At 63.1% G+C, this 22025-nt stretch carries 19 protein-coding genes; 1 reads left to right on the top strand and 18 read right to left on the bottom strand.

The features are described 5' to 3' along the window. Positions 1-7: 7 nt before the first annotated feature. The 18 genes from HMPREF9710_RS09220 to HMPREF9710_RS27805 all read right to left on the bottom strand — a co-directional run bounded on the left by HMPREF9710_RS09220 (position 8) and on the right by HMPREF9710_RS27805 (position 20922). A complete protein-coding gene (locus HMPREF9710_RS09220; protein WP_005665774.1) occupies positions 8-886 on the bottom strand; it encodes a DNA-3-methyladenine glycosylase family protein in 879 nt (292 codons plus the stop codon). Further along, entirely contained in the window at positions 886-1794 is a 909-nt protein-coding gene (locus HMPREF9710_RS09225; RefSeq protein ID WP_040775270.1) for a DMT family transporter, read from the bottom strand. Before HMPREF9710_RS09225 ends, HMPREF9710_RS09220 begins: the two co-directional genes overlap by 1 nt. Positions 1795-1888: 94 nt before the next feature. Then, positions 1889-2884, bottom strand: coding sequence for an XdhC family protein (locus tag HMPREF9710_RS09230; RefSeq protein WP_005665777.1), 996 nt, complete (start codon positions 2882-2884; stop codon positions 1889-1891). A 123-nt stretch (positions 2885-3007) separates the two neighbouring features. Continuing rightward, entirely contained in the window at positions 3008-4102 is a 1095-nt protein-coding gene (locus HMPREF9710_RS09235; RefSeq protein ID WP_005665779.1) for a M48 family metallopeptidase, read from the bottom strand. Positions 4103-4120: 18 nt separating this feature from the next. Continuing rightward, positions 4121-4570: a dUTP diphosphatase gene (gene dut / locus HMPREF9710_RS09240; protein WP_005665781.1), complete on the bottom strand. Its 450-nt coding sequence runs from the start codon at positions 4568-4570 to the stop codon at positions 4121-4123. 19 nt (positions 4571-4589) lie between these two features. Next, positions 4590-5810, bottom strand: a complete 1221-nt coding sequence (gene coaBC, locus HMPREF9710_RS09245) for a bifunctional phosphopantothenoylcysteine decarboxylase/phosphopantothenate--cysteine ligase CoaBC (protein ID WP_005665782.1) — start codon at positions 5808-5810, stop codon at positions 4590-4592. Between the two features lie 17 nt (positions 5811-5827). Continuing rightward, on the bottom strand, positions 5828-6364 hold the full coding sequence (gene lspA, locus HMPREF9710_RS09250) for a signal peptidase II (protein ID WP_005665784.1): 537 nt from the start codon (positions 6362-6364) through the stop codon (positions 5828-5830). A gap of 82 nt (positions 6365-6446) precedes the next feature. After that, entirely contained in the window at positions 6447-9344 is a 2898-nt protein-coding gene (gene ileS, locus HMPREF9710_RS09255; protein WP_005665786.1) for an isoleucine--tRNA ligase, read from the bottom strand. Positions 9345-9443: 99 nt separating this feature from the next. Beyond that, entirely contained in the window at positions 9444-10415 is a 972-nt protein-coding gene (locus tag HMPREF9710_RS09260; RefSeq protein WP_005665787.1) for a bifunctional riboflavin kinase/FAD synthetase, read from the bottom strand. A 195-nt stretch (positions 10416-10610) separates the two neighbouring features. Further along, positions 10611-11840 (bottom strand): tetratricopeptide repeat protein, encoded by a 1230-nt coding sequence (locus tag HMPREF9710_RS09265; RefSeq protein WP_005665788.1) that lies wholly within the window; start codon positions 11838-11840, stop codon positions 10611-10613. Positions 11841-11910: 70 nt separating this feature from the next. Further along, positions 11911-12345, bottom strand: coding sequence for an ExbD/TolR family protein (locus HMPREF9710_RS09270; RefSeq protein WP_005665790.1), 435 nt, complete (start codon positions 12343-12345; stop codon positions 11911-11913). Positions 12346-12420: 75 nt separating this feature from the next. Continuing rightward, positions 12421-12840: an ExbD/TolR family protein gene (locus tag HMPREF9710_RS09275; RefSeq protein ID WP_005665791.1), complete on the bottom strand. Its 420-nt coding sequence runs from the start codon at positions 12838-12840 to the stop codon at positions 12421-12423. A gap of 3 nt (positions 12841-12843) precedes the next feature. Further along, the gene (locus HMPREF9710_RS09280; protein WP_205289006.1) at positions 12844-13785 is read right to left on the bottom strand and encodes a MotA/TolQ/ExbB proton channel family protein; all 942 of its coding nucleotides are present in this window, start codon (positions 13783-13785) and stop codon (positions 12844-12846) included. Positions 13786-13870: 85 nt separating this feature from the next. Beyond that, positions 13871-14533: an energy transducer TonB gene (locus tag HMPREF9710_RS09285; protein ID WP_005665793.1), complete on the bottom strand. Its 663-nt coding sequence runs from the start codon at positions 14531-14533 to the stop codon at positions 13871-13873. A gap of 913 nt (positions 14534-15446) precedes the next feature. Next, entirely contained in the window at positions 15447-16973 is a 1527-nt protein-coding gene (locus tag HMPREF9710_RS09290) for a SpoVR family protein (protein WP_005665794.1), read from the bottom strand. Between the two features lie 49 nt (positions 16974-17022). Further along, positions 17023-18294, bottom strand: a complete 1272-nt coding sequence (locus HMPREF9710_RS09295) for a YeaH/YhbH family protein (RefSeq protein WP_005665795.1) — start codon at positions 18292-18294, stop codon at positions 17023-17025. Between the two features lie 180 nt (positions 18295-18474). Continuing rightward, positions 18475-20397 carry a PrkA family serine protein kinase gene (locus HMPREF9710_RS09300; protein ID WP_005665796.1) on the bottom strand — a complete coding sequence of 641 codons (1923 nt, stop codon included), beginning with the start codon at positions 20395-20397 and terminating at the stop codon, positions 18475-18477. 126 nt (positions 20398-20523) lie between these two features. Then, positions 20524-20922 carry a hypothetical protein gene (locus HMPREF9710_RS27805; RefSeq protein ID WP_157225464.1) on the bottom strand — a complete coding sequence of 133 codons (399 nt, stop codon included), beginning with the start codon at positions 20920-20922 and terminating at the stop codon, positions 20524-20526. A 74-nt stretch (positions 20923-20996) separates the two neighbouring features. Here HMPREF9710_RS27805 and HMPREF9710_RS09305 point away from each other — a divergent pair, with 74 nt between their 5' ends. Then, positions 20997-22004 (top strand): adenosine deaminase, encoded by a 1008-nt coding sequence (locus tag HMPREF9710_RS09305; protein WP_005665798.1) that lies wholly within the window; start codon positions 20997-20999, stop codon positions 22002-22004. Positions 22005-22025 lie beyond the last annotated feature (21 nt).

Raw genomic sequence — 22025 nt, forward strand, 5'->3', positions numbered from 1 at the left:
CCGTCTGCTATTCGGCGAGACTGGCCCACAGGTAGGCGGCCGCCATCGTGCGGTGCGGCGCATAGCGCGCCAGCAGGCGCTGGGCTTCGGCCAGGGTCGGCCGCTGGGCGCGGCCGGTCAGATTGTGCAGGGCGGTGCGCACGGCGACGTCCCCTTCGAGCGAGCAATCCGTGTAGCCATAGCCGCGCAGCAACACATAATTGACGGTCCAGGGGCCGATGCCCTTGATCGCCAGCAGTTCCTGGCTCACCTGGGCGGCGTCGCGCCGGCGCTCGAGCGCCAGGCTGCCGTCGACCGCCATGCGCGCCACGCGCAGCACGGTCTCGGCCTTGGCGGTCGAGAACTTGCGGCTGGTCAGATCTTCCAGCGGCAGGCGGGCGACGTCGGTCGCTTCCGGATAGCACCACAAGCCACGCGAATGCGGGCGACCGGCCAGCTTGATCAATGTGCGGCGCAGGGCGATCGCGAAGGTCAGGTTGATCTGCTGGCCGATGATGGCCCAGGTCAGGGCCTCGAACACGGTGGCCGATTGCACGATGCGCAGGCCCGGCTGGCGCGCGAGCACGGGGCCGAGCACGGGATCGTCGTGCGCGAAGGCGGCGAAGGCGGCCGGGTCGATGCGCAGGCCCAGCACGTTCAGCAGCGCGTCCTCGGCCAGCGCTGCGAGCGCGGGCGTGACGGGCGCGTCGAAGGCAAGGCGGCAGCGGGCCGCATTGCCGTCGAAGCGGATGTCGAGCAGGGTCGGCACGCCGTCCAGCAGCACGCCCTTGCGCAAGCCGTCCGGGCCGACCTGCTCGGCCAGGCCTTCGACGTCGCGGCCATGAAAGGCGATGACGTCGGCCACGCGGTAGCCTGGCGGCAGGGCAATCTCCTGCGTCGTCTCCATCACTTGCCGCCCGCCGGCGCGGCTGCGCGTCCAAAGCGCGGCCGGAATCCCGTCACCAGCGCGGTCCCGAGCAGCACGATGGCCGAGCCGGCGATCGTGTGCCAGCCGATGGCTTCGTGCAGGAACAGCGCGCCCCACAGGATGCCGAACAGGGGATTGAGGAAGGTGACGGTGAGCGCCGAGGTGGTGCCGACTTCCTCGATCAGCTTGAAGTAGAGGATGTAGGCGATGCCGCTGCAGACCACGCCCAGCGCCAGCACGGCGGCCATGACGCCCGGGGTCGGCTCGCCCGGCGCCGGGAAGAAGGCGACCAGCGGCAGCACCAGGATGGCGGCCGCCCACATCGAGCCGTGGGCGTTGGCGAACGGCGCCACCGCCGGAGCTGATTTGGCGTACTGGCTGGCGATGCTGTAGCTGAACGCCGCGACCAGGGCCGCGCCGACGGCGATGCCGGCGCCGGGCCGTTCGGCCACGTGGTCGAAGCCGACCAGCAGGGCCACGCCGCAGGTGCCGAGCAGCAGGCCGAGCGCGCTGTTCCTGGACACCTTCTGGCGCGCCCACACGGCGCCGACCAGCGCGCCCCACATCGGCGCGGTGGCGTTCAGCACCGACAGCACCGAGGCCGACAGGGTGCGCGCGGCGAAGGCGAACAGCAGGAAGGGCAGGGCCGAATTGAACAGGCCGAGGATCAGGTAGTGCTTCCAGTGGCGGCGCACGCCGAGCGGGGAGCCCTTGCCGCGCAGGTGGAACACCCAGGCCACCAGCGCCAGGAACAGGGCGGCGAAGCCGACCCGGTACTCGATCAGCACCGCCGGGCCGAGCACGGGCGCGGCGATGCGCATGAAGAGGAAGGAGCCGCCCCAGATGGCGGCCAGCGCCACCAGGCGCAGCATGTTCGCGGTGTTCATTGATAAAAAGATGGCCCGTCTGATAACGGGCCATTGTGGCAGGACCGGCGCTTTCCTGCCAGCCGATCCTTGCTTCTGAATTGACGCTACCGATTCAGGCCGCGCTGGCCAGCGTCAGCGCCGCGGCGTGCGGCACCAGCATCTGCTGCGGCACCGCGTTCTTCACGGCCGTCATCTCGGCCATGATCGAGATCGCGATCTCGGCCGGCGTCTTGCTGCCGATGTAGATGCCGATCGGGCCATGCAGGCGCGCCAGTTCGGCCTCGGTGAGGTCGAACAGCTTGAGGCGCTCGCGCCGCTTGGCGTTGTTGGCGCGCGAGCCGATGGCGCCGACATAGAAAGCGTCGGACTTGAGCGCTTCCATCAGCGCCAGGTCGTCCAGCTTGGGATCGTGGGTCAGGGCCACCACGGCGCTGCGCGCATCGAGCCTGGCCTCGATCACCAGGTCGTCGGGCATGGCGTGCACCAGGCTCACGCCGGGGATGGAAAAGCCGCTGCGGTATTCCTCGCGCGGATCGCACACGGTGACGCGGTAATCCATGCCGGCCGCGATCGTGGCCAGGAAGCGCGACAGCGGGCCGGCGCCGATGATGTACAGGCGCCAGCGCGGGCCGTGCAGGGTGTGCAGCACGCCATCCTCGATGCGCTGGATGGCGCTGGCCTGGGCCTGCTCGAGGCTGACCGCGCCGCTGGCCAGGTGCACGCGGCGCTCGACCAGCTCGCCGCCATCCAGGCGCGCCAGCAGTTCGGGAATGCGGCTCTCGATCGACAGCGGCTCGATGGCCAGCTCGATGGTGCCGCCGCAGGGCAGGCCGAAGCGGTGCGCCTCGTCGGCGCTGATGCCGTAGCTGATGATTTCGGGGAGGGTGATCTCGATGCCGTTGTCGCGCACGCGGGCGATCAGGTCGTCCTCGATGCAGCCGCCGGAGACCGAGCCGACCACCTGGCCGTCCTCGCAGATGGCGAGCGTGGCGCCGACCGGGCGCGGGCTCGAGCCCCAGGTCTTGATCACCGTGACCAGCTGGCAGCGCTGGCCGCCGGCAAGCCAGGCGGCGCAGGTTTTCAGTACGTCGAGGTCGATGCTGTCCATGGTGTGGTCGCCGCCGTATGCGGGATAGATACAAGATGGACAATCATACAAAAAAAGCGCGGAGGGCGCTGGCGCCGGCGTGCGCGGCATGGGAGCGCCGCGCACGCCGGCATGGCCGGGCTTTCAGGGCACCAGCGGTTTCTTGCCGCTCTGCTTGGCCTTCACCTCGGCCACCGTCTTGTCGATCGCCGCGATCCGCTGCGTGGTCGACGGGTGGTTGGCCGTGTAGCCGTTGAGGATACGGGCCGGGTAGGTGGCCGCCAGGCGCTTCCAGAAGGCGGACGCGCCGTCGATGCGGTAGCCGGCGCGCGCCACCAGGTAGATGGCCAGGCGGTCGGCCGCCACGTCGTCGGCCACCGGCATGGCCTTGATGCCGCCGCTGCCGATCAGCATCGAGGTGTCGGGCGTGATCGCGGTGAGGTTGTCGATGATGCTGCCGATGGTGGCGGCGTTGCGCTGCGTGGCCGCGTGGCCCAGCATATTGTGCGCCATCGTGCGCGCCACGACATAGGCCAGCTCGTCGTCGTTCTGGGCGAAGCCCAGCATGCCGCGGGTGACCATCACGCGCGAGCCGTCGGCGTAGGCGTTGATGTTGTCGGCGTTGCCCAGCTCGATCGCGAAGGCGCAGGCGCGGGTGACCGGGATGGTCAGGTCGCGCTGGTTGCCGTTGCGCTCGATCGACAGCGGCAGGCTGGCCTGCTTCGACATGATCGGGCCGAACACGGCGCCGGCCTGGGACAGGGCGTTCGGGCCTTCGGGCAGCGGCGTGCCGCCGGCCGCCACCAGGCGGTCGCCCTGGCGCAGGCCGGCGCGCGCCGCGCCGCTGCCGGCGAGGACGTTGGTGACCTGCAGGCGCTCGCCCATGCCCAGCACCACCCAGGCCGCCTCGTTGTACTGGCCCGGATAGGTGTAGCGGTTCTTGGCGGTGAAGCCGAGCAGGTTGCGCGCGTGCTTGGTGCACAGCTGGGCGTTGTCGATCAGGAGGGGGGCCGCGATCCGGTACAGGCGGTCGTGCTGGGTCGCCATGCGGGTGAGCGTGTCGGCCGCCGCCGCCATCTGCGGCGTCACTTCGGGTTTGCCCGACGCCTGGCTCGGGATCACGCCCGGCGTGCTCGACGATTGCATCTGGCCTGGCGTGCTGCAGGCGGCCAGCAAGGCCGCCGTGCCCGCGATCAGGGCCGCGGACTTGAAGCGTTGAAGACGGTGCATTGGGATCATGGTCCTCCTCACGTGTTGTTATTGTTTGCCGGTGCTGCCGAAGCCTCCGGCGCCACGGTCGCTCGATGCGAACTCCTCCACCACGTTGAAGCCGACCTGCAGCACCGGCACCACGATCAGCTGCGCCAGCCGGTCCATCGGCTGCAGAACGAAGGTGGCGGCGCTGCGGTTCCAGGTGGAGACCATCAGCTGGCCCTGGTAATCGGAGTCGATCAAGCCTACCAGATTGCCCAGAACGATGCCGCTCTTATGGCCGAGCCCACTGCGCGGCAGGATCATGGCGGCGTAGCCCGGATCGCCGATGTGGATGGCCAGGCCCGTCGGCACCAGCACCGTCTGGCCAGGCTCGATGGTGAGCGGCGCATCGAGGCAGGCGCGCAGGTCGAGGCCCGCGCTGCCAGGGGTGCCGTAGGCCGGCAGCAGTTCTTTCATGCGCGGGTCGAGGATCTTGAGGTCGATATTCTTCATGTGATGCTTGTCATGTGGTTTAGGTGAGCAGGGAGCGCTGTTCGATGCGCTTGGCGATTTCGGACACCAGCTGGCGCGCCAGGGTGAGCTTGTCGGCCCGCTCGAGCACCGTGTGGCCGTTCTCGTCGAACAGGATCACGGTATTGTCATCCTGCCCGAAAGTCTGGTGGCCGATATTGCCCACCAACAGAGGGATGCCTTTCTTTTCGCGCTTGGCGGCGCCGTACTGTTCCAGCTGCTCGGATTCGGCCGCGAAGCCCACGCAGTAGGGCCAGCCCGACAGCGACACCGTGCCCGCCACCGCGGCCAGGATGTCGGCGTTCTGCGCGAATTCCAGTTGCGGCGGCGCGCCGTCCGCCGTCTTCTTGATCTTCTGGTCGCTGGCATTGGCGACGCGCCAGTCGGCCACCGCCGCCACGCCGATGAACACGTGCTGGCCTTCCACGCCCGCCATCACGGCGTCGTGCATCTGCTGCGCGGTCAGCACGTCGATGCGGCGCACGCCATGCGGCGTGGGTAGCGACACCGGGCCCGAGACCAGGGTCACCTCGGCGCCCGCTTCGCGCGCCGCGCGCGCCAGCGCATAGCCCATCTTGCCCGAGGACAGATTGGTGATGCCGCGCACCGGATCGATCGGCTCGAAAGTCGGGCCGGCCGTGATCAGGACGCGCCGCCCGGCCAGCACCTTGTGCTGGAACGAGGCGATCAGCTCTTCGACCAGTTCCTCGGCTTCGAGCATGCGGCCCAGGCCCGTCTCGCCGCAGGCCTGCGAGCCGCAGCCGGGGCCGAACAGCTTGACGCCGTCTTCAAGCAGCTGGGCGACGTTGCGCTGGGTGGCCGGGTTTTCCCACATCTCGACGTTCATCGCCGGCGCCACGTGCAGCGGCACGTGACGCGGCCGCGCCACGCACAGCAGCGACAGCAGGTCGTCGGCCGCGCCGTGCGCGAGCTTGCGCATGAAGTCGGCCGAGCAGGGCGCGATCAGGATGGCGTCGGCGTTGCGGGTCAGGTCGATGTGGGCCATATTGTTGGCCATGCGCGCATCCCACTGGTCCAGGTAGACCGGCTGGCCAGAGAGGGCCTGCATGGTGACCGCGCCGATGAAATGGGTCGCCGCTTCGGTCATGACCACCTGCACGCTGGCGCCCTGCTTGCCCAGGGCGCGACACAGCTCGGCCGCCTTGTAGCAGGCCACGCCGCCGGTCAGGCCGAGGACGATGCGCTTGCCTTTCAGCTCCATGTTGAATCTCCTTGCGACTAGGACTTGTTCACCCGGCGCAGCTCGTCGAGGACGAACAGGACCGCGCCCACCGAGATGCCGATGTCGGCGATGTTAAAGGCCGGGAAGTGGCCGATGCCGGTCCAGTAGAAATCGAGGAAGTCGATCACGTGGCCATGCACCACGCGGTCGATGCCGTTGCCGATCGCGCCGGCCATGACCAGGGCCAGGGCAAAGCAGAACAGGCGCTGGCTCGCGTTCTTCGACATCATGTAGATGCAGAACACCACGGCGGCGATCGCGATCCCGAGGAACAGCCAGCGCTGCCAGCCGCTGGCGTCGCCCAGGAAGCTGAACGCCGCACCCGGGTTGTACACCTTGATCAGGTTGAAGAAGCCCGTGATCGGCAGCGTCTCGGCATAGGCGAAGGTGCGTTCGACGGTGATCTTGGTGACCTGGTCGAGCAGGACGATGATCAGGGACAGGCCGATCCAGGGGAACAGGCTGGCGCTGGTGCTGCGGGTGACAAGTTTGGGACCGGATGCGGATGCGGCTGGTTTCTTTTTGGTTGCCATGGTGTGTGGTGTCGGTGCGCGCCATGCCGCCCGGGGACGGCGGCATGGCGGAAAACCCGCGGGTCGATCGACCCGCAGGAGCTTAGGCGTAGCGGCGCTTCTCGCCGGCGCCGAACAGGTTGCTGGTGCAGCGGCCGCACAAGGTCGGATGCGCGTGGTCGTGGCCGACGTCGCGGCGGTAGTGCCAGCAGCGCTCGCACTTTTCAAAGGTCGACGGCGCCACTTCCACGGCTTCGTCGGCTTCGGCCGCCACTTCGCTGACGGTCGCCTGCGAGGTGATGAAGACGAACTTCAGGTCGTCATCCAGGCTGGCCAGCGCGCGGTACTTCTCGCCCGCGGCCTTGATCGCCAGCTCGGCCTGCAGCGAGGAACCGATGGCGCCCGAGGCGCGCACTTCTTCGAGCTGCTTGGTGACGTCGGTGCGGACCTGGCGCAGCAGCGCATATTTCGCCAGCAGAGCCTCGGCATCCGGCAGTGCAGGGAAGGTCCACAGCGTCTGGGTGAAGATGGTCTCGTCGCTGGCGGCGAACGCCTCGGCGCCTGCGAACTTTTCCCACGCTTCTTCGGCGGTGAACGACAGGATCGGCGCCATCACGCGCAGCAGCGAGTGGGCGATGTGCCACAGCGCGGTCTGGGCCGAGCGGCGCGCCGTAGACGCCACACCCGTGGTGTACAGGCGGTCCTTCAGGATGTCGAGGTAGAAGCCGCCCAGGTCTTCCGAGCAGTAGTTCTGCAGGCGCGACACGACCGGGTGGAACTCGTAGCGCTCGAAGTGGGCGGCGACGTCGTTCTGCAACTGCGCCATCGAGGCGATCGCATAGCGGTCGATCTCGAGCAATTCAGGCATCGGCACTGCGTGCAGGGCAGGGTCGAAGTCCGAGGTGTTCGCCAGCAGGAAGCGCAGCGTGTTGCGGATGCGGCGGTACGACTCGGTCACGCGCTTGAGAATCTCTTCGCCGATCGACAATTCGCCCGTGTAGTCGGTCGAGGCCACCCACAGGCGCAGGATGTCGGCGCCGAGGGTGTCCGAGATCTTTTGCGGCGCCATCGTGTTGCCGAGCGACTTGGACATCTTCTTGCCGTTCTCGTCGACGGTGAAGCCGTGGGTCAGCAGCGCCTTGTAGGGCGGGGTCCCGTTGAGCATCGACGAGGTCAGCAGCGACGAGTGGAACCAGCCGCGGTGCTGGTCCGAACCTTCCAGGTACAGGTCGGCCGGGAAGCTCGACTGCGCCTTGTGCGAGCCGCGCAGCACGGTCTGGTGGGTGCTGCCCGAATCGAACCAGACGTCCAGCGTGTCCTTGTTCTTTTCATAGGTCGCGGCGTCCTCGCCCAGCAGGGTGGCCGGGTCGAGATTGTGCCAGGCGTCGATGCCGCCGGCTTCGATCAGCTTGGCCACCTGCTCCAGCAGTTCTGGGGTGCGCGGGTGCAGGGCGCCGGTTTCCTTGTGCACGAAGAAGGCCATCGGCACGCCCCACTGGCGCTGGCGCGACAGGGTCCAGTCCGGACGGTTCTCGATCATGCCGTGCAGGCGCGCCTGGCCCCAGTCCGGGAAGAACTGCGTCTTCTCGATGCCGGCCAGCGCGGTCTCGCGCAGGGTCGGGCCGCCGTCCTTCGGCGTGATGTCCATGCCGGCGAACCACTGGTTGGTGGCGCGATAGACGATCGGGGTTTTATGGCGCCAGCAGTGCATGTAGCTGTGGTCGAACATCTTGAGTTCGAACAGGGCGCCGGCTTCGGTCAGCGCGCCGCAGATCGGCTTGCTGGCTTCCCAGATGGTCATGCCGCCGAACAGCGGCAGGCTCGAGGCGAAGCGGCCATCGCCCATCACGGGCTTGAGCATCTCGTCGTCCTTCATGCCGTGCGCCTTGCACGACTGGAAGTCTTCCAGGCCGTAGGACGGGGCCGAGTGGACCACGCCGGTGCCGCTGTCGACGGTCACGTAGTCGGCCAGGTAGACCGGCGACAGGCGGTCGTAGAACGGATCCTGGGCGTGCAGCGGGTGCTTGAAGCGGATGCCTTCGAGCTTGGCGCCGACGGTGGTGGCGATGATCGTGCCTTCCAGCTTGTAGCGGGCCAGCACCGACTCCACCAGTTCCGAACCCAGGATCAGCAGTTGCGGCTGACCGTCACGCTCGACCCGCACCAGCGAGTAGCCGACTTCCGGACCGACGTTCAGGGCCTGGTTCGACGGGATGGTCCACGGGGTGGTGGTCCAGATCACGATGAAGCCCTGATCGACCGGGAGTGTATCCAGGCCGAAGGCGGCGGCGATCTTGTCGTGTTCGTGGAAGGGGAAGCCGACGTCGATCGCCGGGTCGCGCTTGTCCTGGTATTCGACTTCGGCCTCGGCCAGCGCCGAACCGCAGTCGAAGCACCAGTTCACCGGCTTGAGGCCGCGGTACACATAACCTTTTTCCAGCAGGGTGCCGAGCGCGCGCAGCTCGTCGGCCTCGTTGCTGTAGGCCATGGTCATGTACGGATTGTCCCACTCGCCCAGCACGCCCAGGCGGATGAAGCCGGCGCGCTGGCGGTCGATCTGCTCGAGCGCATAGGCGCGCGCCTTTTGCAGCACTTCGGCGGTTGGCAGGTTCTTGCCGTACAGTTTTTCGATCTGGATCTCGATCGGCATGCCGTGGCAATCCCAGCCCGGCACATACGGCGCGTCGAAGCCGGCGATGGTGCGCGACTTGATGACCATGTCTTTCAGGATCTTGTTGACGGCGTGGCCCAGGTGGATGTCGCCGTTGGCGTACGGCGGACCGTCGTGCAGGATGAACGTCGGACGGCCGGCGGCGGCCTTGCGCACGCGCTCGTAGATTTTTTTATCTTGCCATTGCTTGACCCAGCCCGGCTCGCGCTTGGCGAGGTCGCCGCGCATCGGGAATGGGGTATCGGTCATATTGACCGGGTATTTGCTTTCAGGCTTTTTCTGGCCCTTAGGTGCCTGGGACTGGCCGTTGTTTTGTTTGGTATCGGACATAAGCTTCTTCTGGTAAGTGTTCGGTGTGCACGGCGCAGCGCGCCGCGGCAGAGTCGGGTGAGGCGCTTCCGGCAAGCCATCGCGGCTCGGGAAGCGCGCTCAAATTCGGTCGGTCGCCGTCAGCGCGCTGTTGCGGTGGGCGAAGAAGGCGCGCGCCTGGGCCGCGTCGTTGTCGATCGCGGCAGTGAGCGTGGCCAGGTCGTCGTATTTCTCTTCGTCGCGCAGCTTGGCCAGGAACTCCACGCGCACCAGCTTGCCGTAGCATTGTTGGGCGTAGTCGAACACATGTACTTCAAGCAGCATACGGCCGGCATCCTCGACGGTCGGACGCACGCCCAGGCTGGCCACGGCCGGCAGCGGCGCGTCCGCCAGGCCGTGCACCTGCACGACGAAGATGCCCGAGAGAGCAGGGCGGTGCGCCACCCGCAGGTTCATGGTCGGAAAGCCCAGCGTGCGGCCCAGCTTCTGGCCATGGATCACATGGCCCGACATCGCATACGGATGGCCGAGCAATTCCTTGGTACGGACGAAATCGCCTTCCAGCAGGGCGGCGCGCACGGCCGAGGACGAGATGCGCTGGTCGCCGTGCATGACGGCGTCGAGGGTGTGGACGTCGAAGCCGAATTCGCGGCCGGCCTCGACCAGCATCGCGATATCGCCCTGGCGCCTGGCGCCGAAGCGGAAATCGTCGCCGACCATCAGCCACTTGACGTGCAGGCCGTCGACCAGCACGCGCTCGATGAAGTCGCGCGGCGACATGGCGGCGAACTGTTCGTTGAAATGCTCGACGATGACGCGGTCGATGCCGGCCTGGTCGAGATCCTCGAGCTTGTCGCGCAGGTTGGCGATGCGGGCCGGGGCGCGCGACAGGTCGCCGGATTTGCGGGCGAAGTATTCGCGCGGATGGGGTTCGAACGTCATCACGGCCGCTTCCAGGCCGAGCCCCGCGGCGGCGCTGCGCACATGGGCCAGCAGGGCCTGGTGGCCGCGATGGACGCCGTCGAAATTGCCGATCGTGAGCGCGCAGGGCGCGCGCGCCCTGTCGTTGGGAAGTCCGCGAAATACCTTCATCAAATCTGGGTCCGGTTGCAAGCCGCGCGACAATGGAGCGGCGCCAAAACCCTGATTATACGGTAAAGCGATTGTTGCACCGAGGCGATGGCCATGGATCTGCCCATTCATGTTATCGAATGGCGCAATAAAAAACGCCGCCCGAAGGCGGCGTTTTCGCAGCTTGGATCCCCGCCTGCGCGGGGACAGGCTCGATCAGGACAGCGGATTGTTGATCGCCAGGATCCAGTAGCGGGCCAGTTCGGCGGTGCCGTCCTTGCCGCCCACGGTCTTGAGCGTGGCGATGGCTTGCTGCTTCTTGCCGGCAGCGGCGTAGGCTTCGCCCAGGCGCAGCTTGGCGTCTTCAGGGTTCTTCAGGCCGCCGGCCTTGATGGCCGCTTCCATCATCTTGAGGCCCTTGTCGGCCTGGCCAGCCTGCACCAGTGCGTAACCCAGGCCCACCAGCGAGTCCTGGTCCTTGACCGCGGTGTGCTCGGCTTCCAGCGCAGCGAAGTTCTTGTTCTGCTCTGCCAGGTTCTTCTCGGCCAGGTCCTTCAGGCGCTGGTGACGCGCGGCGTCGGTGCCGGTGCCCAGGGCGCCGGCCTTGTAGCCCTTGTCGATGATCTTGATCGCTTCGGCCGGGGCTTTCGCCTGCAGCACCAGCTGGGCCATTTCCATGTACTCGCTCGGCTTCTTGAGCAGGTTGTTGGCCAGCTTCAGGCGATAGACGTCGACGTTCAGGCGCTGCGAGTAGCCCGGCTGGCGCTGCACGCGGTTCAGCAGGTCGGTCCAGTACTGCGCCTTTGGATAGCTGGCGGCCAGCTTCTCGATGGTGCGCACGTAGCCGGCGGTATCGTTCTTCTTGAGCTGGATATTGGCCAGCATGCCGAGCTGGTCTTCGCTCAGGCGGCCGCTTTTCTCGATGGTGCGCAGTTCTTGCTCGAGGGCGGCGGTGTTGCCTTGCTTGTAATAGTTCTGCAGCAGGTAAGCGCGCAGCTTCGGATCATCCTTCTGCTTGAGCAAGTTCTGGATGGTGGCGTTGGCCTTGTTCAGGTCGCCTGCACGCATATAGATGCCCACCAGGCCTTCGGCGAATTGCGAACGCTCGTTGGCGCTCAGCTTGCCCGACGCGAGCAGGGCTTCGAAGGATTTGGCGGCGGTATCGTAATCGCCGGCCGACGAAGCAGCCCCGGCGCGCACGCGCTCGATCAGGTAGCTTTCATTGGCGGTCTTGTTGCCCACCTTGTCCAGTCCGCGCAGGGTAGCCAGTGCCTCCTTGTGCTTGCCCTGTTTCATCTGGGCCTGGGCTTGCTGCAGCGGTTTGCCAATCTCCGGGCGCATTGCTTCCTGCGCGACGGCGGAAGACAGGCCGATTACCGGGGTGAGCGCGGTAAAGCCCAGAGCGGCCATTGCAAGGCTGAGGTGAGCGAGACGGAACTTGATCATCTGAAAAATCCTTATTTCAAAATGGACACGGCAGGGATAGCCCTGCCGTGTTGGTTCAAACATGGAACGATTACTGGAACTGCTCGTTACCGACCATGCCGATTTTGGTGACGCCGATACGCTGGGCGGATGCCATGACACCGGCAACTACCTTGTACTCTACCAGCTTATTCGGACGCAGGTGCACTTCAGGCTGGTCGGCCATGGCTGCAACGGCGTTCATCTTGGCTTCGAGCGTCGCGCGATCCGGGATGACTTCGCCATCCCAGAGGATGGTACCGTCGAAGTCGACGTCGATCGTGATCACCACCGGTTTGATATCGCTTTGCGGCGGGTTACCAACTGGCATGTTCAGATTGACGGAGTGGTTTTGCTTCGGAATCGTGATAATCAGCATGATGATCAGAACGAGCAGGACGTCGATCAACGGCGTCATGTTCATTTCCATCATCGGTTCCGGATCGGCTGCTGCTGCGGAGCCGCCTCCACCTACGTTCATACTCATGGGTGTGTCCTTATCTAATGTTGGGGAGAAGGTTACGGCGCCCGGCTCGAAAGCCAGGCGCCGCATGCTGGGCTATCAGCCCGGTGGCTCGATAACGAAGCCAACCTTCTGCACACCAGCACGTTGTGCCGTGTAGATCACGCGGCCGATCGCTTCGTAGCGGGTTTCCTGGTCGCCACGAACTTTCACCGCCGGTTGCGGCACTTTCACCGACTGCTCCGCGAGGAACTTGAACAGCTCGTCCGTGTTCGCGAGGTGAGTCTGGTTGTAGTACATCTCGCCGTCTTTATTGACGGTGATATTCACATCTTCCGGCTTGGTCAGGGTGACCTGGTTCTCTTCTGAAGGAAGGGTCACTTTCTGCAGATTCAGCACCACCGGGCTCGTGATCAGGAAGATGATCAGAAGAACCAACATGATGTCAACGAGTGGCGTCGTGTTGATCTCTGAATTCAGTGCATCTTCGCCGGAATCGGAACCGACACTCATCGACATAGTTTATCCAATCTTTTTAGCTGCGGCAGCTGCGTTCGAGGTCGACATTGCGCCCGAGATCAGGACCGAGTGAACGTCAGCCGAGAACGAACGGATGTCTTCCAGGACGGTCTTGTTACGACGCACCAGCCAGTTGTAACCCAGAACGGCAGGAACTGCAACGAACAGACCGAAAGCGGTCATGATCAGTGCTTCACCGACTGGACCTGCGACCTTGTCGATCGATGCGTTACCCGACATGCCGATGGCGGTCAGTGCGTTGTAGATGCCCCAGACGGTACCGAACAGACCGATGAACGGCGAGGTCGAACCGACGGTTGCCAGGAACGACAGGCCGTCTTGCAGACGCGACTGGACGCGGTCCACTGCGCGCTGGATCTGCATGGTGACCCAGGTCGACAGGTCGATCTGCTCGAGCAGGGCGCCGTCGTGGTGCTGGGTTGCCTTGGTGCCGGTTTCAGCGATGAAGCGGAATGGCGAACCTTCTTTCAGCTGAGCCGAACCAGCAGCGATCGACGGTGCTTTCCAGAACTTGGCTTGCATGTCTTTCGACTGCTTCATGATCTTCTGCTGATCGATCAGCTTGGTGATGATGATGTACCACGAACCGATCGACATCAGCGACAGGATGATCAGGGTGCCCTTGTTGACGAAGTCGCCGTGTTCCCACATCGCTTGCAGGCCGTACGGGTTGTAGACTTCTTCGGTTTGCTCGCCACCTGGAGCAGCGGCTGGCGCGCCAGCGTCTGCAGGAGCGGCGGCAGCGTCTGCAGGAGCAGCAGCTGGGTCAACAGCTGGTGCAGCTGCGTCGGTCGCCGCTGGCGCAGCTGCGTCGGTTGCCGGGGTTTCTTGAGCGAAGGCCGGAGCGGACACCAGAGCCGATGCTGCGGTTACCGACAACAGGACAGCCGCCAGGAAAGCGGACAAACGGGTATTCTTAAACATGCTTCCTCCAAAGATATTAAATAGACAGTTCGCTGAACTTAACGACAACGACAATCAAAGTTTGAGACGGTGACCTGTCTCGGTTTTATTCCAGCGTCCAGACGTACTGCACCGCTGTCCACGCCTGTTCCGGCTTGCCATCGATCATGGCGGGCTTGAATCGGCATTTGCTCAGAGCCGATTGCGCGGCTCGGTCCAAGTCACGGAAGCCACTCGACTTCGCCAGCTTGGCTTCCATCACCCGACCATCGACACCGATCAGGAACTGCAGGGTCGTGGTACCGGTTTCTTCATTGCGCTGCGACGAACGTGGATATTCCGGACGTGCGCAAGTATTAAAGTCAGCCACTGCCTCGGTACGGCTAGGACCACGTGCCGGCGGTGCCGGCGGAGCCGGAGGAGCTGGCGGTGCCGGCGGAGCCAGCTGGGTGGTTGGCGGCGGCGTGTTGGTCGCGGTAGCGATCGTGTTTTGCGGTGGTGGCGGTTGCTGCACCTGCACTTCGACCGGCGGGATGAACGGCGGCGGCGGCGCTTTCATTTCTGGCGGCGGCGGCGGCGGCGGAGTTTCCGGCGGCGGCGGCGGCGCGGTCTCTTCAATCAGCTTGGTTTCCACAGCTTCGGTCACCGTGCTGACGATCCGGGTACCCAGGCCAGCGACGAGCGCCCATCCCACGATGATGTGAAGGATGACGACTACGATGAAGCCTGTGAAATTTTTCCCGGGTTGCTTCTCATTCGAAAAATTCATGCCATATTTCTCCAATACCAACTCTTTTTTGTTGCTACCAAACCCACTAAACACGACAAAAGCCTAGAGCCGCATCCGGGACATCGAAGAATTATACCTACGAATTCTTTTTTGCACATACATTTTTACAGCAGCGAAAGGTGCGCTAACTACCTGTAAATGCAGGCAAACAAGCTCATCTATACAAGCCCGGCGAGGTCGGTTTGAGGGGTCCGGAAGGCCGGAAAATGTGTAGTTTTATGTATCGATTCTCCTCATCGCGTGGAAGATCAGTGTAGATGTCATGTTTGCCAAATTTCTGATGCCAAATCAGTCGCTTGGCAAATTTAATATGACTCGACAATGGTCTTTCTGCAAACAATAGCCAATTCTTATTACCCTCCGGCCTCCTCGGATTTCCCTGGAAGCCGTCCCGCGCGTACATAGGTATAGATAAAAGTGATACGCCTTAGACTGCTTGCGATGGCTCAACCGTGCGCCATTTGATGCTTCGTCTCGACAGGAATGAAAGCTGCGCGCTCCCACACCTTCTGCGACAAACTATATTACTTAGTTAGTGCTAGGTCCTTCACCGTCAAATTACCATGACTTGGTTGTGACAGCGCTAACATGTGATGTCGGGAACATACCATGAAATCTGTATGTTGGCGATAGCAGATGAGCCTAATTGAACATGCATAGGCAAGGCAAGGTGCTGGCGCCGCGCAGTGGGGCGTTAATGCGGAATAAAAGGTAGGGCAAAACCGCCGGCAGGAACGGTTAGCCGCGAAATCATGGGGGGGAGGCGGCTCTACTGCCCACGTAGTCAAGCAAGGCGTGAGTCGCCGTGCGAGCCTGGATTGGACGCGTGGACGGCGTAGCCGTCCACGCCACGGTCGCGGTAGTCAACAATAAGCCAGGCCGTGCGCGCCGCTCAGCGCCCGCGTTTCTCGCGCCGGCACTCGAGGAAGCTGACCACGTGCCCGGCCGGATCGGCCGTTTCGAGCCGCACGTCGAAGCCCCACAGCCGGGCCACGTGCTTGAGCACCTCTTGCGCCTGTCCATTGAGCGGGCGGCGGTTGTATTGCGTGTGGCGCAGGGTCAGGGCGCGGTCGTCGCGCGTATTGACTTGCCAGACCTGGATGTTCGGCTCGCGGCTGCCCAGGTTGTACTGCTCGGCCAGCTTGTGGCGCACGTAGCGGTAGCCGGCCTCGTCGTGGATGGCCGAGATGGTCAGCTTGTCGCTGCGGTCGTCGTCGAGCACGGCGAAGAAATGGAAGTCGCGAATCAGCTTGGGCGACAGGTATTGGGCGATGAAGCTCTCGTCCTTGAAGTTGCGCATCGCGAAGTCGAGCGTCTTGAGCCAGTCGCTGCCGGCGATGTCGGGGAACCAGGTTTTGTCTTCATCGGTCGGGTTTTCGCAGATGCGCCGGATATCGGTCATCATCGCGAAACCGAGGGCATAGGGATTGATCCCGCTGTAATACGGGCTGTTGGCCGGCGGTTGATAAACCACGTTCGTATGGCTTTGCAGGAACTCGAGCATGAAGCCGTCGCCGACGATCCCCTCTTTATACAGGTCTTGCAGGATCGTGTAGTGCCAGAAAGTGGCCCAGCCCTCGTTCATCACCTGGGTCTGGCGCTGCGGATAGAAATACTGCGAAATCTTGCGCGTGATCCGCACCAGCTCACGTTGCCAGGGTTCGAGCAGCGGCGCATATTTCTCGATGAAATACAGCAGGTTTTCCTCGGGCTCGGGCGGGAAGCGGTGGGTCGGCGCATCCGCCGCCACCTGTTCTTCGCGCTGGGGCAGGGTGCGCCAGATCGAATTGACCTGGGATTGGGCGTATTCCTCGCGCTCCTTGGTGCGCGCCGCCTCTTGCGCCACCGACAGCTTGGCCGGCCGCTTGTAGCGGTCGACGCCATAGTTTTGCAGCGCATGGCAGGAATCGAGCAACTCCTCGACCGCATCGATCCCATAGCGCTGCTCGCATTCGGCGATATAGTTCTTGGCAAACACCATATAGTCGACGATGGCGTCGGCATCGGTCCAGCTGCGGAACAGGTAGTTTCCTTTGAAGAAAGAATTGTGGCCGTAGGCGGCATGGGCGATCACCAGCGCCTGCATCGTCAGGCTGTTTTCTTCCATCAGGTAGGCGATGCAGGGATTCGAGTTGATGACGATCTCGTAGGCCAGGCCCATCTGGCCACGGCGGTAGCTTTTCTCGGTACTCAGGAAATGCTTGCCGAACGACCAGTGGTTATAGGAGACCGGCATGCCTACCGACGTGTAGGCATCCATCATTTGCTCGGCGGTAATGATCTCGAGCTGGTTCGGATAGGTGTCCAGGCCGTAACGCTTGGCCACCCGCTTGATTTCTTCGTGCGCCTGCTCGATCAGGTCGAAGGTCCACTCCGACTGTTCGGGCAGGGCGCGCGGATTGCTTGGATCTCTTGGCATGGGGCGCCTCGCTGTTGACTGCAGGTATGTCTTTTGACCCGTCCGCAGGCTATTTGGCCTGCTTCTTGAACAGTTCCCGGAATACCGGATAGATGTCGGCCGGGGTCACGATCTTTTGCATCGCGAAATTGCGGTGCTGGGCGGCGACGTCGCAATATTGCTCCCACAGGTTCTGCGGCGGGCCATCGGTGATCTCGACATAGGTGTAATACTGCACGCGCGGCATGATCGCGCTGGTGAGAATCTGCTTGCACAGCACCGAGTCGTTGTCCCAGTTGTCGCCGTCCGACGCTTGCGCCACGTAGGCGTTCCAGTCGGCGCTGCCGTAGCGCTCGGTGATCACTTTTTGCAGCAGATGCAGCGCCGAGGAGACGACGGTGCCGCCCGACTCGCGCGAATGGAAGAACTCGTTCTCGTCGACCTCGGCCGCCGCCGTGTGGTGGCGGATGAAGACGACGTCGATCTTTTCATAGACCCGCTTGAGGAAGAGATACAGCAGGATGAAGAAGCGCTTGGCCGTATCCTTGCGCGTCTCGTCCATCGAGCCCGACACGTCCATGATGCAGAACATCACGGCCTGGGTGCTGGGCTTGGGGACCTTGATCCGGTTTGCGTAACGCAGGTCGAACGGATCGATGAACGGAATGGCGTTCAGACGAATGTGCAGGTGATGGATGCGGTCCTTCAGCGCGACCACCTGTTCATCGTCGGACGGCGCTCCCTGGTCGAGCAGCGCCTGCAGCGCTTCTTCGGCATCCGCCAGTTCGCGCCGCGCGGGGCCGCCGATGGCAATGCGGCGCCCCAATGCGCCGCGCAGCGAGCGCAGCACGTGGATGTTCGAGGGCGTGCCGGACACGTTGTAGCCGGCGCGCTGGTTCTTGTATTCGATGGTCTGGGTCAGCTGCGTCTTGACCATGTTCGGCAGCTCGAGATCCTCGAAGAAGTAATTCATGAATTCTTCGCGCGACAGCTCGAAGATGAAATCGTCTTCGACGGTCTGTTCGCTGTTGCCGGCGCGGCCGCGCCCGGCGCCGCCACCGCCGCCGCGGGGCCGGTTGAACTGGTCGCCCTTTTGATACTCGGTATTGCCGGGGTTGACGGTTTCATACACGCCGCCATGGGCGTGGCCGAAATGCGGTTCGTTCACGTCCTTGACGGGAATGGTGACTTTTTCACCGTTCTCGATGTCGGTGATCGAGCGGCCCTTGATGGCGCGGCCGACAGCATCCTTGATCTGCGCCTTGTAGCGGCGCAGGAAACGTTCGCGGTTGACCGCAGACTTGTTCTTGCCCTGCAAGCGACGGTCGATGAGGTAAGTCAAAACAGGCCTCCTGCTTAGTATAAGCGCGGAACTGTCGGCACAAGATCTACCGCTCGCGCTCTGGCGCCGTCGCATGCGACGGCACCCCTATCTTAATACGCTGCGCGAACGAGCGTGCGGCGCACGCGCAGCGTCGCGTCTTGCCGGTGGCGGCCTGCAGCCATTCGGCAACACGCCTTGTCACGACGACTTGCGCACACGCAGATACCATTCGCACAACAGACGCACCTGCTTTGGTGTATAGCCTTTCTCTACCATACGGGCGACGAAGTCGGCGTGCTTGTTCGCATCCTCGGCGCTCGCTTTTGCATTGAAGGAAATCACCGGCAAAAGTTCCTCGGTATTCGAGAACATCTTCTTCTCGATCACGCTGCGGAACTTCTCATAGCTGGTCCAGGCCGGATTCTTTCCAGCATTGGTGGCGCGCGCCCTGAGGCTGAAGTTGACGATCTCGTTGCGGAAATCCTTCGGATTCGAAATCCCGGCCGGCTTTTCGATCTTTTCCAGCTCGGCGTTCAGCGATTCGCGGTCGAAGCTTTCACCGGTGTCCGGATCGCGGAACTCCTGGTCCTGGATCCAGAAGTCGGCAAAGGTCACATAGCGGTCGAAGATGTTCTGGCCATACTCGGAATAGCTTTCCAGGTAGGCGGTTTGAATTTCCTTGCCGATGAAATCGACATAGCGCTGCGCCAGGTGTTCCTTGATATACGAGAGATAGCGCTGCTCGGTCTCGGGCGGGAATTGCTCGCGCTCGATCTGCTGTTCGAGCACGTACAGCAGGTGCACCGGATTGGCCGCCACTTCGGTATTGTCGAAGTTGAAGACCTTGGACAGGATCTTGAACGCGAAGCGGGTCGACAGGCCGTTCATGCCTTCGTCCACGCCGGCATAGTCGACGTATTCGTGCAGCGACTTGGCCTTGGGGTCGGTGTCCTTCAGGTTTTCGCCATCGTAGACCAGCATCTTGGAGAAGATGCTCGAATTCTCCGGATCCTTCAGGCGCGACAGCACGGCGAACTGCGACATCATGCGCAGGGTGCCGGGCGCGCATGGCGCCTTGTCGAGCGAGGAATTACGCAGCAGCTTGTCGTAGATCTGGATTTCATCGGACACGCGCAGGCAATACGGCACCTTCACGATATAGATACGGTCGAGGAAAGCCTCGTTGTTGCGGTTGTTGCGGAAGGTCTTCCATTCGGATTCGTTCGAGTGCGCCAGCACGATACCGTCGAAGGGAATCGCGCCGAAGCCTTCGGTGCCCTTGTAATTGCCCTCCTGCGTGGCGGTCAGGAGCGGGTGCAGCACCTTGATCGGCGCCTTGAACATCTCGACGAATTCCATCAGGCCCTGGTTCGCCAGGCACAAGCCGCCGGAATAGCTGTAGGCGTCCGGATCGTCCTGGGGGAAATCCTCGAGCTTGCGGATATCGACCTTGCCGACCAGCGAAGAAATATCCTGGTTGTTTTCGTCGCCCGGTTCGGTCTTGGAAATCGCGATCTGTTTCAGGATCGACGGATAGCGCTTCACCACGCGGAACTTGTTGATGTCGCCGCCGTATTCGTGCAGGCGCTTGACCGCCCACGGGCTCGGAATGGCGCGCAGGTAGCGGCGCGGAATGCCGTAGTCTTCTTCGAGGATGGTGCCGTCTTCTTCTTCGCTGAACAGGCCCAGCGGCGATTCATTCACCGGCGAGCCCTTGATCGCATAAAAGGGCACGAGTTCCATCAGGCTTTTGAGTTTTTCGGCGATCGACGATTTGCCGCCACCGACCGGACCGAGCAAATACAGGATCTGCTTGCGCTCTTCGAGTCCCTGCGCCGCATGGCGGAAATAAGACACCACCTGCTCGATCACTTCTTCCATGCCGTAGAACTCGCGGAAGGCCGGATAGATCTTGATCACCTTGTTGGCGAAGATGCGCGACAGGCGCGGATCGAGGCGGGTATCGACCAGGGTCGGCTCGCCGATCGCGGCCAGCATGCGTTCCGGCGCGCTGGCATAGGTCAGCGGGTCTTTCTTGCACAGTTGGAGATATTCCGCCAGGGAGTATTCCTCTTCCCGGGTACGCTCATAGCGGGCCGCGTAGTTTTCAAAGATGCTCATTGAAGTTCCTTTAATGTGCCAACAACGAATCACTGTCACAGCAGCCACTGTCGAAGCTGCCCGGGGCCCCGGTATCGCGGTCTCCTTGTTCGGTCGTCACGTGCCGCGCCGGGATGGCCGGCGCCGTTAAAGGAATTCACGTGCGATTGCGTCTTGTCGATTCGGCGGATAGCCAAATCCTTGCGTGGTGGAGAACGCCTTTTTTGCGTTTATGAAATTTATTATGTGCCTATTAGTTTCCGAAGTCAAAGCAGTGTCGTGCGAGCTGTTGAAGCGGTACCAAGTGCTTGATTCAACTATTGAAAGTCGGTTTTTGCAGGCGTCGCGGCGGCCCTGGGAAGGTGAGGCCGGAACACGGCGTCGAGGCCGGTTTGAACGAAAGATCGGCATGCCGGCGGCATCTCCATTTTCTTCCGTTGTGCGCCGATAGTGCACGAACTGCTCAACACGCGGCGCACGCGAATCGTGCATGTCATAAAGCCGAACGCAGCCATTTTCGCCTTGGCGCAGGCGGAAAGCCGGCATGCGTTACACTTGTCGGTCGGGTCAACCTGACCCGCACTATTGAATATTTACCGATGTACCTGTTGGAGAAAACCATGCTCGACGAACGCCTGCGCAACCTGCTGCAGAACATGCCCAAGGCAGAACTGCACATCCACATCGAGGGCTCGCTCGAACCGGAACTGATTTTTGAGCTTGCGCAAAGAAACGGCGTTGACCTCGCTTATAGCTCGGTCGAAGCGTTGCGTGAGGCCTACGCTTTCACCGATCTCCAGTCTTTCCTCGACATTTATTATGCCGGCGCCAGCGTGCTGCTGAAGGAACAAGACTTTTACGACATGACCGCGGCTTATCTGGCGCGCGCTCATGCCGACAATGTCCGCCACGCCGAGATCTTCTTCGATCCGCAAACCCATACCGCGCGCGGCGTGCCGTTCGAGACCGTCATCAACGGCATCTGGCGCGCCTGCCAGGATGCGCCGCTCAGCGCCAGCCTGATCATGTGCTTCCTGCGCCACCTGTCCGAAGACGAAGCCATCGCCACGCTCGAGCAGTCGCTCCCTTACCGCGACAAGTTCATCGGCGTTGGCCTCGATTCGTCCGAGGTCGGCCACCCTCCCGAGAAATTCGCGCGCGTGTTCGAGCGCGCCCGTTCGCTCGGCCTGCGCCTGGTCGCGCATGCGGGCGAGGAGGGCCCGCCGGCGTATATCGAAAGCGCGCTCGACGTGCTCAAGGTCGAGCGCATCGACCACGGCGTGCGCAGCCTGGAAAGCCCGGCCCTGGTCGAGCGCCTGGCGCGCGAGCAGATGGCATTGACCGTGTGCCCGCTGTCGAACATCAAGCTGCGCGTGTTCGACGTGATGGGTTCGCACAATCTGCGCACCCTGCTCGACGCCAATCTCGCGGTGACCGTCAACTCGGACGATCCGGCCTATTTCGGCGGCTACGTCAACGAGAACTACTTCGCCGCCTTCGAGGCGCTGCCGCTGGACGAAAGTCATGCGCGCCAGCTGGCGCGCAACAGCTTCCAGGCCGCCTTCGTCGACCCGGAGCGCAAGCGCGCCTTCCTGGCCGAAGTCGACGGCTTCTTCGCCAACGCCTGACCTTCAAGAACGGAGCGGATC

The sequence above is a fragment of the Massilia timonae CCUG 45783 genome, from assembly GCF_000315425.1.
GTDB classification, from domain to species: Bacteria; Pseudomonadota; Gammaproteobacteria; order Burkholderiales; family Burkholderiaceae_D; genus Telluria; species Telluria timonae.